This is a genomic window from Massilia orientalis (assembly GCF_030411975.2).
GTDB classification, from domain to species: domain Bacteria; phylum Pseudomonadota; class Gammaproteobacteria; order Burkholderiales; family Burkholderiaceae_D; genus Telluria; species Telluria orientalis.
This window is the reverse complement of the sequence record NZ_JASNRB020000015.1, coordinates 124907-141217: the sequence shown is the minus strand read 5'-3', so window position 1 is coordinate 141217 and position 16311 is coordinate 124907. Positions and strand designations below refer to the sequence as shown.

Sequence of the window (16311 nt, the reverse complement as noted above, 5' to 3'; positions counted from 1 at the left end):
TTCAGTTGGCATGTCTTAGTTTGCGTGAATCTCATAGCGCACGTCGGCGCGGTCTTGTATTTGGGGGCCGTCGACGAGGAAGCCGTCCCAGCCAAGGCGTGCGCCGGCCGTCCGTGTGCCAGCCAGCGTGCTGCCCCGCACGTCGGCCGCACGCAGCACGAGCTGCACCTCGTATTCGAGCGACAGCCCCGTGAACATGGTCACCATGTTGCCCAGCGCGCGCGCCGCGCGGCCGCCCGGCAGGAAGGCTTCGTAGGTCGGCAGGTCCAGCGGGCCGATGACGAGGCGCAGGCGCAGGTCGCGCTGCCACACGCGCGTGCCGGCCATGGCGCCGCCGCCCAGCGTGGCGTTGCCGAGGCCCAGCGCGGTCTGCTGCGTGGCCGGCACGTCGTACCAGCGGCCGATGAACTGTTCGGCGCGCACGTTTTGTCCGAAATATTCGGACAGTACGCGCGCGATCTGAGAGCTGGACGCGGGCCGCTGGCGCATCGCGGTGGCGAAGTAGGCGACGGTTTCATCCAGCACGCCGTCGCCATGGTCGGACAGGCGCCGCCGCAGCGTCGTGTGGCCCATGCCGGCCAGCGACAACAGCAGCGGCAGGAAGCCGTCCTTGCGGCCGCCATATTTCAGCTCCAGCCGGTACTTGCGCCACGCCTCGTAGAACAGGGCCAGCGTGCGGGTCGAGAACGTGTCGAGGAAGGCGCGCGGGCCGTCGTCCCGTTCGGCGATCTGCTGCGCGGCCACGCGTTCCGTGTAATGGGCGGGCAAGGCGCCGCTCGAACCCAGCAAGCCCATGAACGTGGGCGTCAGGCGCACGTACTTCAGCTCCTGCGACTGCAAAGCGGCGGCCAGCGCGGCGCTGTTCGGCGCGACCGTGCGCGGTTCCGCGTGCAGCGCCTCGATCTCGCTGGCCGGGAAGGCGAGCGAGGTCGAATTGGTAAACCGCAGGAAGTTCGCCAATGCGCCCTCTTCCGCCATGCCGCGCTTGCGCAGCCACAGCTCGATCATGCGCACGGCCTGGAAATACTGGAAGCGGTACGGCTGCGCGAACAGCCGCTCGATTACAGCAGGCTCAAATCGCCGCTTCGGGGCGTGCATCGCAGCAGCTCTCCTCCGGTCTTGTTGGAAATGATCACGAGCTGCGTGAAGCTGTTGGCGTGCACGTACAGGCCGAGGAAGCGTTCGACGATGTGGGCGAACGCGTCGACGCCGCTGCCGACGAACGCTTCCTCGTCGATCGTCAGCCGCACCTCGATGCCGCGCACCATGCAGGCGAACGGATTCCCCGGCAGCCATGCCGTCGCGGGCCGGTGCTCGACGGCGAGGATGCCGCCGATCTGGCGCTGCGTCGACGGTGAGCGCGGCAGGTCGTACAGGGTGAGCATCTCGCGGAACGCGGCGATGCCGCCGCCCGACAGCGACAGGTGATTCAGCGACAGGTGCGAGATCAGGCGCCAGTGCGCGCCGCGTCCGCGCTCGAAGCGGTACGACGGCGTGGGCTTGCGCAGGAAGCTGATCGACTGCACCGTCGATCCGCCCTCGATGAACAGGTCGCCGCCGCGCACGCCGTACGACAGCAGCGCGGGCAGGTCGCGGTTGGTGCACGTGAGCTCGATGCTCAGCGTGTCCGTCTCCACCTCGGCCGGGTCGAAATCGATGTCGACGAGGGAGATCTGGGTTTCGTAGCCGGGGCTGCGTTCGGCCAGCAGCGGGTCGCGCCGCATGATCCAGTAATGGCCGCTCTTGTCGGGCATCTGGCCGTGGCGCAGCGAATAGAACGGCCGGAATTCCACGATGGATTCGCCCTGCGGCGTCTGGCGCACGAGCCGCACGCTGTCGATCGCTTGCACCTCGAACGCGAAGGCGCGGCGCGCGTCCGCCAGCACCGGATAGCTGGCCGTCGTGTGCGTCAGGCGGATCGGTTCCCCGCGCTGGCGGAACAGATTCACCACCGGCGTGCAGCCCAGCAGCAGGTTCGTGGCGGACAGGGTGCCGAGCATGCGCGCCGCGTTCGAATCGGCGCGCAGGCCGCTCAAGGCCAGGTGCAACGTGATGGTGCGCGTCCCCGCCGGCAGCGCGGCCGTCAATGCGGCCAGGTCGATGTCGAAGAAGTTGAACTTCTCGGGAAAGCAGAAATATTCGGTGAGCAGGCGGTACGCCGTGTGCGATCGGGCCGGAAAATCGATCAGCGACTCGTCGTCGCCGAAGCCGGCCGGCTGCAGCGGAATCTTGGCCAGCGGGACCCAGCGCCCGTTGCCGTCGGCCTCCGCGTACGCGCACACGCCGCGCATGAACAGCGCGTCGCGCAGTGCGGCGCAGAACGACGGTTCGCCGTCGATGAACACGCGCAGGCTCGCCAGCTTCAGGCCCGCGATCGGATTCGCGCCCGTGGCGCCCAAGGTGATCGACAGCTTCGACGTCGCCTGCGGCGGCGGGCGCACGGCGTCGGGCGCGTCGAGGATGGCGTCGAAGCGGGCGCGCGCCAGGTCCAGCGGCGCCACCGTCACGGGGTAGGCGGTGCGGAACGTGCACGGCGCGCCGCGCACGGGGCGCGTCGCGAGCTGCGTGCCGCGCGGGATCTCGCCGGCGGCGCCGGGCTGCGCGGCGGCGCCGCCGAAATCCATGCGCGCGATCGAGCAGGACGGGAACGGGCGCAGGTAGTGCGGGTACAGGACGTCGAGCAGCGCTTCGGTGAATTCGGGGTAGTCGTCGTCGAGGCGCTTGGCGATGCGGGAATTCAGCAGCGCGAACGATTCGATCATGCGTTCGATGTGCGGGTCTTCGCACACTTCGCCGCCGATGAGCAGCTTGCCGGCGATCCTGGGGTAGCGCTCGGAGAATTCGCGCGAATGGCGGCGCAGGAAACCGAGCTCCTGCTCGTAATACGGTAATAACTGGTCCAACTCAGGCTCCCGGCGCCGCCGCACGGCGGGCCTTGCTGATGGTGTAATGCTGGCTGGAGGGCTGCAGCACGGCGTCGAAGTTGACCGGCTCGTGCGCCGCGCTCACGACCATCAGCGCGGTGATCGAAAAATTCAGGCGGTTGACGGCATCGTCGCGCAGTTCGAGCCTGGCCTGCACGTTGCGCAGGCGCGGTTCGTGGCGCGCGATCGCCGCTTCCAGGCTGCGGCAGATGAAGGCGCGGTCGTCGGTGCTCGACAGCGACAGGCCCGCGAAATCGTGCAGGCCGTACGCGACGATGGAACGCGCGCATTCGGGAAAGCGCCGGAATGCATCTTCCGGCATCACGGCGCGGGTATTCAGCAGCGCCTCCAGGTCGCGCGCCACCGAATCCTTCATTTCCTCGAGCGAGACGCGCGGCACGGTGCCCGTCTGGGCCTGGCCAGGACGGTCGATCAGGCGATCGAACAGGCCCGGCATGAATCCTTTGGCGGACATCGTGCCGGCGCGCTATCAGGCCGCGATCTTGTTGGCCGACAGGTCCCAGCCGCCCGACGTGTTACCGCCCGTGCCGCCGTTGACCTTCTGCTGGGTGTACTTCCATTTCACCTTGGAGTACTTGATCGACACGTCTTCGGTCAGGATGTTGCCCTGCTCGACGGACGGCGACACGCTGGAGATCAGGACGTTCTCCAGTTCGATCTCGAAGTACTTGACGCGCTCGCCCTGGCCGTCGGCGCGCAGGAACTCGAACTTCGCTTTCGGGATGGTCTTGCCCGACGAGCAGGTCTGCAGCAGGATCGGGGTGGCCAGGTCGGCCAGCTTCGAGACGACGATGTCCTTGTGCTCGGTGCGCTCGGCGGTGTGGCCGCCGCCGGTCGACGCGGTGGCCGATTTCGGTTGCAGGACTTCCCACTGGACGCTCTTGACTTCGATCCAGTCCTTGTGTGCAGTGTCGGCGGACTCGCCTTTGATGCCGTCGATTTGCAGGTAGACGTCGATTGCCATGTTGTGTTTTTCCTTTCAGTTCAGTTGATACGGGGGGACTACAAAGTTGATCAGGTGGCCGATGCCGGCAGTTCCGCGACGAGGCGCAGCGACACGGACAGTTCGTCGAGCTGGAAGTGCGGACGCAGGAACGAGACGGCACGGTAGACACCCGGACGGCCCGGCACTTCCTGCACCTGCACGCTCGCTTCGCGCAGCGGGAACTGCGCCTTCTGCTCCTGGCTCGCGTTGTCGTCCAGCAGGACGTACTGCGTGAGCCAGCGGTTCAGGAAGTCCTCGACGTTAGCCGCGGCGGCGAAGCTGCCGATCTTGTCGCGCATCATGGCCTTCATGTAGTGGGCGATGCGCGAGACGGCGAAGATGTATTGCAGCTGGGCCGACAGCACGGCGTTCGCGTTGGCGGCGTCGCTCGCGTACTTGCGCGCCTTCTGCGCCGACTGCGCGCCGAAGAAGGCCGCGTAGTCCGTGTTCTTGCAGTGCACGAGCGAGATGAAGCCGAGGTCCGACAGCTCTTTTTCGCGGCGGTCGGTGATGGCGATCTCGGTCGGGCATTTCAGCGCGATCTCGCCTTCGTCCGTCTTGAACGTGTGCGTCGGCAGGTTTTCCACGAGGCCGCCGCCTTCCACGCCGCGGATCGCCGCGCACCAGCCGTAGTCCTCGAACGCGCCCGTCAGCTTGGTGCCGAACGCGTAGGCCGCGTTGCACCACAGGTATTTGTGGTGGTCGGTGCCGTCCACGTCCTCGACGTAGTTGAAGCCTTCCGTGGTGGCGCCGTCGGCCGGGTTGTACGGCAGGCGGCCGAGGAAGCGCGGCAAGGTGAGACCCACGTAGCGTGCGTCTTCCGATTCGCGGAACGCCTTCCACTTCGCGTATTCGACGGTGTCGAAGATCTTCGACAGGTCGCGCGGCTTGCCGAGGTCGGAATAGCTTTCGAGGCCGAACAGCTCGGGCGACGCGGCCGAGATGAACGGCGCGTGCGCGGCGGCCGCCACGTGCGACATCTGCTCGATGAAGTACATGTCTTCCGGCTGGCGCGTGATCTCGAAGTCGCCCAGCAGCGCCCCGAACGGCGCGCCGCCGAAGGTGCCGAATTCTTCTTCGTAGACCTTGCGGAACATGGTGCTCTGGTCGAACTCGATGGCGCTCTGGAAGTCCTTCACCAGCTCGCGCTTGGTCGCGTTGAGCATCTTGACCTTCAGGTTCGGACCCGTCGCCGTGTTGGTGACGAGGTAGTTCAGGCCCGTCCAGCTGGACTCCAGCTTCTGGAATTCCGGCGCGTGCATCACGGCCGACAGCTGCGCGGAGATCAGGCGGTCCAGCTCCGCCACGCGGGCGTCGATGGTGGCGGCCAGGTTGTCGGACACGACGACCGTGCCGTCCATGACCTGGTTGACCAGTTCCGCGATCAGGTCGCGGGCGCGCGCATGCTCGGCGCTGGATTTCGCCACCTTGCTCTGCTCGACGATCTGGTCGAGCAGGTCGGCCTCGGGTGCGAGGGAAGTGTCGGCCGCGAGGGCCGCGTTCTGGAGTGCGGACATGATCACTCTTTCGTCGTCGGCTGGCCCAGCTTGGCCAGGGTTTCGGTGCTGTTCAACACGTCGTTGAGCAGGTCTTCGAGCTTGTCGTTGCCGGCCAGCTTGTTGCGCAGGTCGGCCAGCTTCGTGCGGGCCTCGAGCAGCTTCTTCAGCGGCTCGACCTGGTTCACGACCGACTCGGGACGGAAGTCGTCCATCGAGCGGAACGTGAGGTCGACGGCGAACTGGCCGCCCTCGCCCGTGAGTTCGTTGTTCACGCGGTAGGTGGCGCGGGGTTCGACGCCCTTCATGACTTCGTCGAAGTTGTCGCGGTCGATGCCGACGAAGCTGCGCTCCTTCAGGCGCTTTTGCGGGACTTCGGAGTTGCCGCCGAAATCGCCGACGACGCCGACGACCAGCGGCAGCTCCTTGTTCTCGATCGCATCGCCGATCTCGACGTCGTACGTCATTTGCACGCGCGGCGGGCGGATTTTCTGCAGTTTTTTCTGCACGCTGGAATTTCTGGACATGGGATTCCCCTGTGGTTGTTTCGGACGTTATTTCAGTGCGCCGAACGGATCGGCGCCGGACGCGCCGGCGGCGACCGCCTGTTTCGCCCTCGACCTGGCGCGGCCCTTCGCGACGGCTTTTGCCGGCGGCGTGGCCGGCACCGGCGCCGGCACGAGGATCTGCTCGCCCAGGCTCTCGCGCAGCAGCTTGGCCAGGTCCTGCGACTCGGTCTTGATCGAGCCGGACAGGTTGTTCTGGCGGCTCAGGTCGGCCAGGGCACGCGTCGACAGGCGCAGGCCGCTGATGGCGATGATGCTGTTGGCCAGGCGGTCGTTCGGATCGCGCACCAGCACTTCCTGGGCACTGACGATCGCTTCGCCGTACTGGCCGGCGTCGTAGCGGGTCTGGGCGATGCTGGACCACGGCGCCTTGTCGGCCGGGTAGGCGGCGGCCGCTTCCCTCCACAGCGTGACCGCGTCTTCCTTGCGGCCGGCCGTGCTGGCCTCGGTGGCCTTGGCGAGCAGCTCGTCCATCGTGGGCGCGGGCGGCTTCTCGGCCAGCTCCGGCTTCGTCGTCGCGCAAGCGGAAAGAAGGATGGCGCAGGCGGCGGCGCCAACGAAACGGCTCAAGCGGCCAACGGGAAATGCAGGGGTCATGCGGGTCCTCGCAAAGGGTGAACTAAGTGATGCCTTGGTATTAACTTTGTAAAACTTTTTTTATAGTATCAGAATTGTTTTATTGATCAACCTCAATTTTATTTACAATCGTACGCGGGTCTCTGACGAGTGAAATGCTCACCAATTTCCACTATTTCCCAATGATTTTCCTTGTAACCTGACGGCATCTCACGTTATGCCAAAGAAATATCACGAATTATCACAAAGAAAATTTGTGTCATAATCGTGCGCTACGTTTCCGTAAGAAATGTTACTGTTCTGCCATTTTCATTTTCAGCAGCGCCAGGGGATAACCAACGCATGAGCGGCAAAATCTTATGGGGCGAAGGATTGTTCCTCCGCCCCCAGCATTTCCAGCAACAGGACCAGTACCATGAGGATCGGCTGCACCGCACGGCGGGCCTGCTGCATCCGTATGCCTGGGGCGTCGTCGCGGTCCAGGTCGACCGCGACGCGCTGGCTAACGACGCGCTGCGCCTGCTCGAACTGTCGGTGCGTTTTCCCGACGGCGAGCTGTATTCCGCGCCGGGCGGCGACGACCTGCCGGACGCCGTCGACCTGAGCCAGCTGCCGCAATCCGTGCAGACCGTGACGTGGCACGCCGCCCTGCCCAGCTTCAAGCCGTACGGCGCGAACTTCAGCGGCCACCGGACCGACGGCGACGGCGCGCACACCGCACGCTTCGCGCAGCTGGACCGCGACACGCCGGACCTGTACACGCAGGCCGCGAGCGCGCAGCTGACGTATCTGCGCAAGACGGTGCGCCTCGTGTCGGACGGCGAGCCGCTGGACGCCTACGTGCACGTGCCCGTGCTGCGCCTGCGCCGCGCGGCCACCGGCGGGTTCGAGCCCGATGGCTCGTTCGTGCCGCCCAGCCTGACGATCAGGAGCGCGCCTCTGCTGTTCCTGCAGCTGCGCCGGCTGGTGGATGCGCTGCAGGCGAAGGTCAGTGCACTGTACGGCCACCACCGCGAACCGAGCCGGCACGTGATCGAGTTCCGCTCGGGCGACATGTCGTCGTTCTGGCTGCTGCACACGGCCAGCACGGCGTGCGCGAGCCTGTCGCACTACTTCCACAATCCGGCGCTGCATCCGGAGCGGCTGTACGAACAACTGCTGTCGCTGGCGGGCAGCCTGATGACGTTCTCGAAGAGCTGGACCCTGGCCGACCTGCCGCCGTACCAGCACGCCGACCCCGGCCCCGCGTTCGCGACGCTGCACCAGATCATCCGCGAACTGCTCGACACCGTGATCTCGTCGCGCTACTTCGCCATCGCGCTGCGCGAAGTGAAACCGTCGTACTGGCACGGCATGCTGGACTCGGAAAAAATCGACGACAAGACCACGTTCTACCTGGCCGTGTCCGGCGACCTGCCGGCCAGCGAACTGGTGGACGTGGTGCCGCTGCGGCTGAAGATCGGCGCGCCGGACGACGTGGAAAAATTCGTGCTGTCCGCGATGCCCGGCGTGCGGCTCGTGCACGCGCCGCAGGTGCCGGCCGCCGTGCCGGTGCGGCCGGACGCCGTCTACTTCGCCATCGAGGCGAAAGGCCAGATGTACGAGCGCATGCTGCAGGCGCAGTCGATCTCGATCTACGTCCCCGGCAGCATGGCGGACGTGAAGCCCGACCTCGTCGCCGTGACCTCCTGAACCCGAGAGACCTTCCATGACCACCGCAACCGCACCTTCCCTCATGGCCGCCGGCACCCCGGCGACCGCGCCGGCGGCGCCGCAGACGCTGCTGGACCTGATGTACGACGGCTTCTACGCCCTGTTCATGCTCAAGAACGGCAACGGCCCGCAGGACGACGCCGCGTTCGCGCGCAAGATGACGCAATTCCTCGACGACTTCGGCCGCAACGCGCGCAAGCACAACGCGTCGCCGGACGACGTCGACGCCGCGAAATACGCGTTCTGCGCCGCGGTCGACGAGATCATCCTGCGCTCGCACTTCACGATCCGCGACGCGTGGGAACGCCGCCCGCTGCAGCTGCAGCTGTTCGGCGACCAGCTCGCGGGCGAACACTTCTTCGAGCGCCTGGAACAGCTGCGCGCGCGCGGCAGCGCCCACGTGGAAGCGCTCGAAGTCTTCCACATGTGCCTCCTGCTCGGCTTCCAGGGCCGCTACATCCTGGAGGGGACGGAAAAGCTGAACTACCTGACGTCGCGCCTGGGCGACGAGATCGCGCACATGAAGGGAAAGCGCGGCGGCTTCGCGCCGCACGCGGAACGTCCCGACCAGATCCGCCACAAGCTGCGCAGCGACCTGCCGCTGTGGGTGCTGTACTCGGTGTTCGGCCTGATCTGCGTGCTGGGCTACGTGGGACTGCGCACGTCGCTCGGGCACACGAGCGAGGCGCGCATGAATGCGTACAGCGACGTCGTCAAGATGGCGCCGCGGGCGGCGAATCTCACGATCACGCTGCCGTGACGTTCGCGCCGGCCCGGGGTGCCCGCCCTACGCAACATCATGCCTGCAACGACAACCGGTAGACCGTCGTCTGCCGGTACACCTGCCCCGGATGCAGCATCACGCGCGGCCACGCTGCGCTCATGAGGCCGGGCCGCGCCTGGGCTTCGACGCGGAACGCGTCCAGGCGCGGCTGGCCGGCGACGCCTGCGCCGCTGCTGAACCGCACGGCCGCCTCGGTCGTGTGGAGCTGCAGGCGGCGCCCGGAGGCCGGGTCGAACACGCGGGCCACTTCGCGCAGCTGCCCCTGGCCGCCGGCGAAGTGGTTGCGGACGCAGAAGCAGTGATCGAAGCCGCCGGCCCGCTGCAGCTGGGTGTCGGTCCAGTGCAGGCGCGGGCCGATGGCGGCGGCCTGGCGGAAGTCGAAGGCCGTCCCGCCCACTGCGGCCACGCCGGCGGGCGTGCCGGCGGACCCCGTTTCCTCGAAATAGTCGGCGTCGATCTGCACCATGTGGTCGCCCACGTCGGCCAGGCTGCCGGAGAGATTGAAGGAAGGATGCGCCAGCGACGCGAGCGGGATCGGCACGCCGGCCACGGCCTGGTACTCGATCGACAGGGCGCCCTCGTCGTCCAGGCGGTAATGCACGAGCATCCCCGCCCCGTCGCCGCCCGCGATGAGCGCCAGCGACACGACGCCGTTCGCCTGCCGCCCCTCCCAGCGCGCGGCGCGGCCGCCGGACGGGATGCCCTCGACGTCCGGCTGCACGACATCGGCCATGCGGCCGTAACGGTCCGGCGCGACCCAGGCACGCAATTGCGCGCCCCGTTCGGCGATCGTCACGGTCATGCCGGCCGCGTTCTCGAGCATGAACGAGCGTTCGCCGGCCGCTACGGCCGGGGCGCCCGGTATGAGGTGGATCGTCATTGCAGTCTGGCTTCCCGATTTCCGATATGAAGCCATTCTCCCGGCCCGCGCACGGTGTTTCAATTGCGAAATTCACCAACGGGCCGAACGATTCTCGCCGATGCTACGCCGCGGTGCGTTCCCCCAGTGCCCGGTCGCGCCACGCGCGCGGCGTGCAGCCGAGTTCGCGCTTGAACACGAGGTGCATGTACTGCGTAGACGTGAACCCGCAGCCCAGCGCCACGTCCGCGATGCTGCGTTCGCCGCTTTCCAGCCCAGCCTTGGCCGCTTCCAGCTTCGACTTGAGGATCATGTCGTGCACGCTGCAACCCAGCTCCTGGCGGAAATAGACTTCCAGCGAGGAGCGCGACACGCCGACGTACTCCGCCACCTGGTGCGTCTTGATGCCCTGGCACGCGTACTGGCGGATATAGTGGCAGGCCCGCATCACGTGCGGATGCTTGACGGCCTGGTAGCGGCTCGACGCGAGGACGTTGATGCCGGCCGGCGGCACGAGGATGCGCGTGTTCGACAGGCGCACGCCGTGCAGCATCTGCTCCAGCAGGTGCGCCGCCGTGCGGCCCATCTCGTGCGCGCCCTGGATCACGGAACTGAGCGGGATGCGGGTCAGCATGCGCACGAGGGGGTCGTTGTCGATACCGATCAGCGCCACCTGCTCCGGCACCGAGATGCCGGCGATCGCGCAGGCCTGCAGCAGCTGGCGCGCGCGCGCGTCCGTGACCGCGATGACGCCCACCGGCTTGGGCAGGCTGCGCAGCCAGTCGATCTGGCCCTGCACCGCCGCGTCCCACGACGCCGCGCTGGTCTCGCAGCCGCGGAAGATCTCCGCTTCCATCCGGTCGTCGGCCATCAGGGTGCGGAACGCGCACTCGCGCTCCTGCGCCCAGCGGCTTTCCTGCGTCTCGGGCAGGCTGAACATGGCAAAGCGCTGCAGGCCGACGTCGATCAGGTGGTCGCGCGCCAGCTTGACCAGCTTGAAATTATCGGTCGCGACATAGGGCACGCCGGGCGGATACGCGTCCTCGTTCCCATAGGAACCGCCGACGCCGACCACCGGCACCGTGCAGCCGGATAATGCCCGGACGACGGCCGGGTCGTCGAAATCGGCGATGACGCCATCGCCCTGCCAGCGATCCATTCCATTCAGGCGCAGGCGGAAATCTTCTTCCAGAAATAAATCCCAGGCCACGCGCGTACCGCCCAAATGGCCGGCAATTCCGGCAATCACTTCGCGATCGAAGGTTTTGTTTCCGTTGAATAGCAGCGCTATCCGATAGGCTTTCGTCGTTTTCACTGTTGTCGTCTCCCTGTGAAACTATTTTTATTTTGTTTCCGGGCCGAACGGGCCCGGTATGGCATGTTTAGTAAACAGCTCGGTAAACAGATAACGCAGCAACAAGGAGATCAGGCAGGACCATGCCCGGCGCATCGGGTCAAACAATGGATGATGTGTTCCAGGCGCCGGGACAATGCGCTCGTTGCGAGCGCGCGGCTGGAATGGGTTGGGCACGGGACATGCGCAGTCATGGGATGGTTCCTCGTAGCTTGGCCGGGGTGCCGGTGGCGGCGCCCCTTCAGCTCAAGAATAGGACCCCACCCCGGGGCGCCTATAACGTCAGCAAGTGGATTTCTTTCACCGTGCAAAAAGTACGATCAGTTCTGCAGGGAGTGGAAGGCTGGATCAGCCGTTTCCCACCTTTTTTGGACGCGGCTCGGCGTCGATGGACGGCTGGTCGGGTGCCAGCGTCCTGAATGCCTTCGGCGTGCAACCGTACTCTTCCTTGAACAAACGGTTGAAATACGACACGTTGGCATAGCCGACCGAATAAGCGATTTCCGCCACGGTCGCGGTGCTTTTTTCCGTGAGCAGGCGCGCCGCTTCGGTCAGCCGCAATTTATTCACATAACCGGTGAATGTCATGCCGAGTTCCGTTTTCAGCAGGTCATTCACTTTATTCCGGTTGGCACCGGTGCCGGCCACCACGCTTTCCAGGTCCAGTTCGGGATTCGTGTAATTCGTCGCAATGAATTTAAGGACCGTCGCCATTTCCTCGTCCCGATAGGGTTGCAGGGTTAATTGGCGATAAGCGACCAGCGGTAAATCCTTTTTCAATCTGGAACTCAGGCTGGCCGCCAGGGTGCGCGTATGGGTCCGGAAAAACCAGATGCCGAACATAATCCAGCCCGTCCCGAGAATCACGGCGAGCGCGACGATATACCGGTAATCCTGCCTGTGCAATTTGATATTGCTGATGTCGACGTGCGCATCGCGGTCGAATGGCGTTCGCGAACTCGAACCGAAGGAAAACTGCGCCACCTTGTCGAGCTGGTAATCCTTGGACGCCAGCGGCAGCTTCATCATCGACAGCCACCAGTCGGGGACGGTCAGCCGCCGGATGTCGATGGACACGGGCACCCCCTGCTCGTTACAAGGAAAGAACGTACCGGGCGACCGGTAGGTGATGTACTGGCCCGGGACCGAGACCTTGTCGTCGAACACGGTCATGCCCAGCAACATCGGATAGGCGGGCGAGCAGCGCGCGGTGAACGTGATGGTCTCGTATCCCCGCAGGTCGACCGTGGCCAGGTTGCCCTTCGCGTCCTTGGCCATGAACCGGGTGCCGGCAAACGGAAACTTGCCGTCGTGCGTCAGGCGGTAGTCGAAGGATACCGCGCCGGGTCCCGCACTGCGCAGACTGACTGCCGACGTGCCGCCCAACTCCTTGTCGGACACGGCGACGGGGTCCCAGCGGATGCCGTCCCGGAGCGCCGGCGACAGCGTATAGGTCGGCTGGCTCAGGAAAATGAACAAGGCCGCGAGCAGCGCATCCACGACCAGCAGCGCGATCAGAAAGAGCAGCGACTTCTTGTAAAACTCTTGCATGGTCGTACGGCCGTTGAGTGATCTTCGATCGCTCCGATCATAACAGCCCGGTCAATACGAAGGCAAAAAAAGGGGCGGCCCAGAGCCGCCCCATAAAACCTACCATGCCAGGCGGTAGGAGACTACCCAGCTATTGTGGAAGCCATGACGCGCCGCCGCAATTGTGAAAAATGCCAGCACCCCATACGAAATTGCCCAGCCTCGACACCTGTGACAAATCGTATGGCAGGAAGCGAATTTCGTAATTGCCCGACCCTGCCCCGACACGTCAGAATGCATGACTATCCAGACCTGTATCCATAAGAAAGGCTACGAATGTTCCCTCGGAGACTCCTCCCACTCGCGCTGGCGTGCGCACTCGCAGGCGGCGCGTGCGCCCCCGCGGCGGCGGCCCAGCCGGACCTCCCGACCGTCCTGTACGGCGCGGCGTACTATCACGAATACATGCCCTACGAGCGGCTGGACAAGGACGTCCAGATGATCAAGGCGGCCGGCTTCAACGTCGTGCGCCTGGGCGAATCGACATGGAGCCTGTGGGAGCCGGAGGACGGCCGCTTCGAGACGGCGTGGATGGACCGCGTCGTCGACGCGATGGGCAAGGCCGGCATCAAGGTCATCATGGGCACGCCCACCTATTCGATCCCCGCGTGGATGGCGCGCCAGCATCCGGAAATCCTGGCGACCAAGTTCAACGGCGCGAAGAACACGTACGGCATGCGCCAGAACATGAACACGGACGCCCCCGCCTACCGCTTCTACGCGGAGCGCCTGATCCGCCGCATCGCCGCGCACTACAAGGACAACCCGAACGTCATCGGCTGGCAGGTCGACAACGAGACGGGCAGCTACGGCGCCGCCAACGACGACGTCTTCATCCGCTTCCAGCACTACCTGGAAAAGAAATTCGGCACGCCGGAAAACCTCAGCCGCGCCTGGTTCCTGAACTACTGGGGCCAGGACCTGCATTCGTGGACCGACCTGCCCCGGCCGGACGGCGCCCAGAGCACGGGCTACAAGCTGGAATGGTCGCGCTGGAGCCAGATGCGCGTGACGGACTTCCTGCACTGGCAGGCGCAGCTCGTGCGCGAATGCGCGGGCCCGCGCCAGTTCGTCACGCACGATTTCGCCGGCGCGCTGCACGGCGACGTCAATGAAAGCGCCGTCGCGCAGAAGCTCGACGTCGCCGGCGTGAACATCTACCACTGGGGCACGCAGGACCAGTACAACGGCGCCGCCCAGAAGCTCGACGGCGACTTCACGCGCTCGCTCAAGCGCGGCAACTTCCTCGTCACGGAAACGAACGCGCAGACGACCGACTGGAGCTCCTCGTTCCAGTACCCGCCGTACGACGGCCAGTTCCGCCAGGACGTCTACACGCATCTGTCCAACGGCGCCAACATGGTCGAATACTGGCACTGGGCGTCGATCCACGCGAACCAGGAGACGTACTGGAAAGGCGTCCTCTCGCACGACCTGGAGCCGAACCGCGCCTACGCGGAAATGAGCCGCACCGGCAAGGAACTGCAGAAGATCGGCCAGCGCCTCGTCGACCTGCGCATCCGCAACGACGTCGCGATCCTGTGGAGCCGCGATTCGCTCAATGCGATCAACGACATGCCGTTCGCGAAGCAGTCGCAATGGGGCTCGGCTGCTAGCCACGCCGACTACGGCTCGGAAGTGCGCCAGATCCACCGCGCGCTGTACGACCTGAACGTCGGCACCGACTTCGTGTTCCCGGACACGGCCGACCTGTCCGCGTACAAGGTCCTGGTGGTGCCGTCGCTGTACATCGCGGACGACGCGCTGCTGCAGCGGATCGCCGAGTTCGTACGCAAGGGCGGCCACGTCGTGATGGGCTTCAAGAGCGGCTTCGCGAACGAGAACGCCGCGGTGCGCTGGACGATGGCCCCGGGCCCGCTGCGCCAGGTGCTCGGCTTCCACTACCAGGAATTCTCGAACCTCGCGCAGCCGCTCGCGCTGAAGGGCGACCCGTTCCAGGCCGGCGACGACAACAAGGTGCGCCACTGGGCCGAATTCCTGCAGCTGGATACGGCGAAGGCGCTCGCCTGGTACGACCACCCGTTCTTCGGGCGCTGGCCGGCCATCACCGCGAACCAGTTCGGCGCGGGCAAGGCCGTCTACGAGGGCACGTATTTGTCGGACAAGCTGCAGAAGGCCGTGCTGCAATCCGTGCTGCAGGAGAAAGGCCTGATCGGACCGGACCAGCAACTGCCGTCGCACATCCAGGCGCGCACGGGCGTGAACCGGTTCGGCAAGACGATCCGGTATTACTTCAACTACTCGGGCAATCCCGCGACGTTCACGTACCGCCACAAGACCGGCACGGACCTGCTGACGTCCCGCGCCGTCAAAGGCGACGAGACCGTCACGCTGGCGCCGTGGGATCTCGCGATCGTCGAAGAGAACTGAAAAGGAGACTCGGAAAACCGTCGCGAGCGGCAGCAATGTTGTCCGAGAAGCGCAGCTGTACGAGTAGTACAGCGAGCATCGCAGGGCAACAGTGCAACGCGCAGCAGGTTCTACGACGCTCCTTAACGGAAGAGCAGCTGGGCGTAGTGATACAGGTTTTCCGCCCAGCTGTCCCGGTCATGCCCATACCCGTCCACGTTCCACACGTGGGCGACGCCCTGCTCGCGCAGCTGGCGGTGCACGCCCTGCGCGACGTTGATCAGGCCATCGCGGTTGCCGCACGACAGATACACCAGTTTCAGCTTGCCCTTCGCCTGTGCCGCCTCGCCCGCCAGCTTCGCGGGCGCTTCCGTGTTCGGCGCCGGCGAGAAGCCCGCCACCCAGTTGAACGCTTCCGGATGCCCCAGGCCGAAATTCAGCGCCTGCCCGCCGCCCATCGACAGGCCGCCGATCGCCCGGTGCGCGCTGTCCTTCAAGGTCGGATACGCGGCGTCGACGGCGGGAATCAGCGAATCCAGCAGGTCGCGCTCGAAGCGCGCGAAGCCGGCCGCGTTTTCCGGCGTGAACACCTTGTTCTCCGGCGGCGAGCGGTCGTCCGCCAGCGCACGGCCGTTCGGCATCACGACGATCATCGGCACGATCTTGCCGGCGGCCGTGAGGTTGTCGAGGACGTCCTGCGCGCGCACATAGCCGCGCCACTCGTCCTGGTTGCCGCCGATGCCGTGCAACAGGTACAGCACCGGGTAGCGGTGCGACTTGTCGTAACCGGGCGGCAGCCAGACGTTCGCCGTGCGGCGCTTGTTGGTGACGCTGGACGCGTACGTGAACGTCTCCACCTTCCCTTGCGCGCGGCCCGGCTGCGCATCCGCGAATCCGGCGGGCGGCGGCGCGAACGCGCGCACGTCGTCCGCTGCAAGGACGATCGTGCGCGCGAAGTTGGCGCGCGCCGTTTCTGCGTTGACCTTGGCGTTGACGTCGGTGTCCTGCGCCTGGGCGGCGGTGCACAGCAGGGCGACCGCCAGGGCGGCGGCAAACTGAATCTTCATGTCTCG

General features: G+C 65.7%; 14 protein-coding genes. 3 read left to right on the top strand and 11 right to left on the bottom strand.

What is annotated here, in order from left to right:
- Nucleotides 1-15: 15 nt before the first annotated feature.
- Genes tssG through QPK29_RS22965 form a run of 7 tightly spaced genes read right to left on the bottom strand, consistent with a single transcriptional unit; the run spans nucleotide 16 to nucleotide 6562 of the window.
- Nucleotides 16-1098 (bottom strand): type VI secretion system baseplate subunit TssG, encoded by a 1083-nt coding sequence (tssG, locus tag QPK29_RS22995; protein ID WP_371771244.1) that lies wholly within the window; start codon nucleotides 1096-1098, stop codon nucleotides 16-18.
- Entirely contained in the window at nucleotides 1062-2903 is a 1842-nt protein-coding gene (gene tssF / locus QPK29_RS22990; protein ID WP_371771243.1) for a type VI secretion system baseplate subunit TssF, read from the bottom strand. Before tssF ends, tssG begins: the two co-directional genes overlap by 37 nt.
- 1 nt (nucleotide 2904) lies before the next feature.
- Nucleotides 2905-3399 carry a type VI secretion system baseplate subunit TssE gene (gene tssE, locus QPK29_RS22985; protein ID WP_056125849.1) on the bottom strand — a complete coding sequence of 165 codons (495 nt, stop codon included), beginning with the start codon at nucleotides 3397-3399 and terminating at the stop codon, nucleotides 2905-2907.
- A 15-nt stretch (nucleotides 3400-3414) separates the two neighbouring features.
- A complete protein-coding gene (locus tag QPK29_RS22980; RefSeq protein WP_056125847.1) occupies nucleotides 3415-3909 on the bottom strand; it encodes an Hcp family type VI secretion system effector in 495 nt (164 codons plus the stop codon).
- A 50-nt stretch (nucleotides 3910-3959) separates the two neighbouring features.
- Nucleotides 3960-5447: a type VI secretion system contractile sheath large subunit gene (gene tssC / locus QPK29_RS22975; protein WP_056125845.1), complete on the bottom strand. Its 1488-nt coding sequence runs from the start codon at nucleotides 5445-5447 to the stop codon at nucleotides 3960-3962.
- A 2-nt stretch (nucleotides 5448-5449) separates the two neighbouring features.
- Nucleotides 5450-5953, bottom strand: a complete 504-nt coding sequence (gene tssB, locus QPK29_RS22970; RefSeq protein WP_056125843.1) for a type VI secretion system contractile sheath small subunit — start codon at nucleotides 5951-5953, stop codon at nucleotides 5450-5452.
- A 27-nt stretch (nucleotides 5954-5980) separates the two neighbouring features.
- Nucleotides 5981-6562 (bottom strand): outer membrane protein assembly factor BamD, encoded by a 582-nt coding sequence (locus QPK29_RS22965; RefSeq protein WP_400189834.1) that lies wholly within the window; start codon nucleotides 6560-6562, stop codon nucleotides 5981-5983.
- 348 nt (nucleotides 6563-6910) lie between these two features.
- Between QPK29_RS22965 and tssK the strand changes: the two genes are divergently transcribed.
- Nucleotides 6911-8260 (top strand): type VI secretion system baseplate subunit TssK, encoded by a 1350-nt coding sequence (gene tssK, locus QPK29_RS22960; RefSeq protein ID WP_371771241.1) that lies wholly within the window; start codon nucleotides 6911-6913, stop codon nucleotides 8258-8260.
- A 16-nt stretch (nucleotides 8261-8276) separates the two neighbouring features.
- Nucleotides 8277-9041 carry a type IVB secretion system protein IcmH/DotU gene (gene icmH, locus QPK29_RS22955; protein WP_056125835.1) on the top strand — a complete coding sequence of 255 codons (765 nt, stop codon included), beginning with the start codon at nucleotides 8277-8279 and terminating at the stop codon, nucleotides 9039-9041.
- 37 nt (nucleotides 9042-9078) lie between these two features.
- Here the strand turns inward: icmH and QPK29_RS22950 are convergent, their stop codons facing one another.
- The 3 genes from QPK29_RS22950 to QPK29_RS22940 all read right to left on the bottom strand — a co-directional run bounded on the left by QPK29_RS22950 (nucleotide 9079) and on the right by QPK29_RS22940 (nucleotide 12829).
- Nucleotides 9079-9945: an aldose epimerase family protein gene (locus tag QPK29_RS22950; RefSeq protein ID WP_371771240.1), complete on the bottom strand. Its 867-nt coding sequence runs from the start codon at nucleotides 9943-9945 to the stop codon at nucleotides 9079-9081.
- Between the two features lie 103 nt (nucleotides 9946-10048).
- Nucleotides 10049-11239 carry a XylR family transcriptional regulator gene (locus tag QPK29_RS22945; protein WP_371771239.1) on the bottom strand — a complete coding sequence of 397 codons (1191 nt, stop codon included), beginning with the start codon at nucleotides 11237-11239 and terminating at the stop codon, nucleotides 10049-10051.
- Nucleotides 11240-11626: 387 nt separating this feature from the next.
- A complete protein-coding gene (locus QPK29_RS22940; protein WP_371771238.1) occupies nucleotides 11627-12829 on the bottom strand; it encodes a helix-turn-helix domain-containing protein in 1203 nt (400 codons plus the stop codon).
- Between the two features lie 315 nt (nucleotides 12830-13144).
- Here QPK29_RS22940 and QPK29_RS22935 point away from each other — a divergent pair, with 315 nt between their 5' ends.
- Complete coding sequence (locus QPK29_RS22935) at nucleotides 13145-15259, top strand: beta-galactosidase (protein WP_371771237.1); 2115 nt, start codon at nucleotides 13145-13147, stop codon at nucleotides 15257-15259.
- Nucleotides 15260-15381: 122 nt separating this feature from the next.
- Here QPK29_RS22935 and QPK29_RS22930 read toward each other — a convergent pair whose 3' ends face one another.
- Entirely contained in the window at nucleotides 15382-16305 is a 924-nt protein-coding gene (locus QPK29_RS22930) for an alpha/beta hydrolase (RefSeq protein WP_371771236.1), read from the bottom strand.
- Nucleotides 16306-16311: the final 6 nt, after the last annotated feature.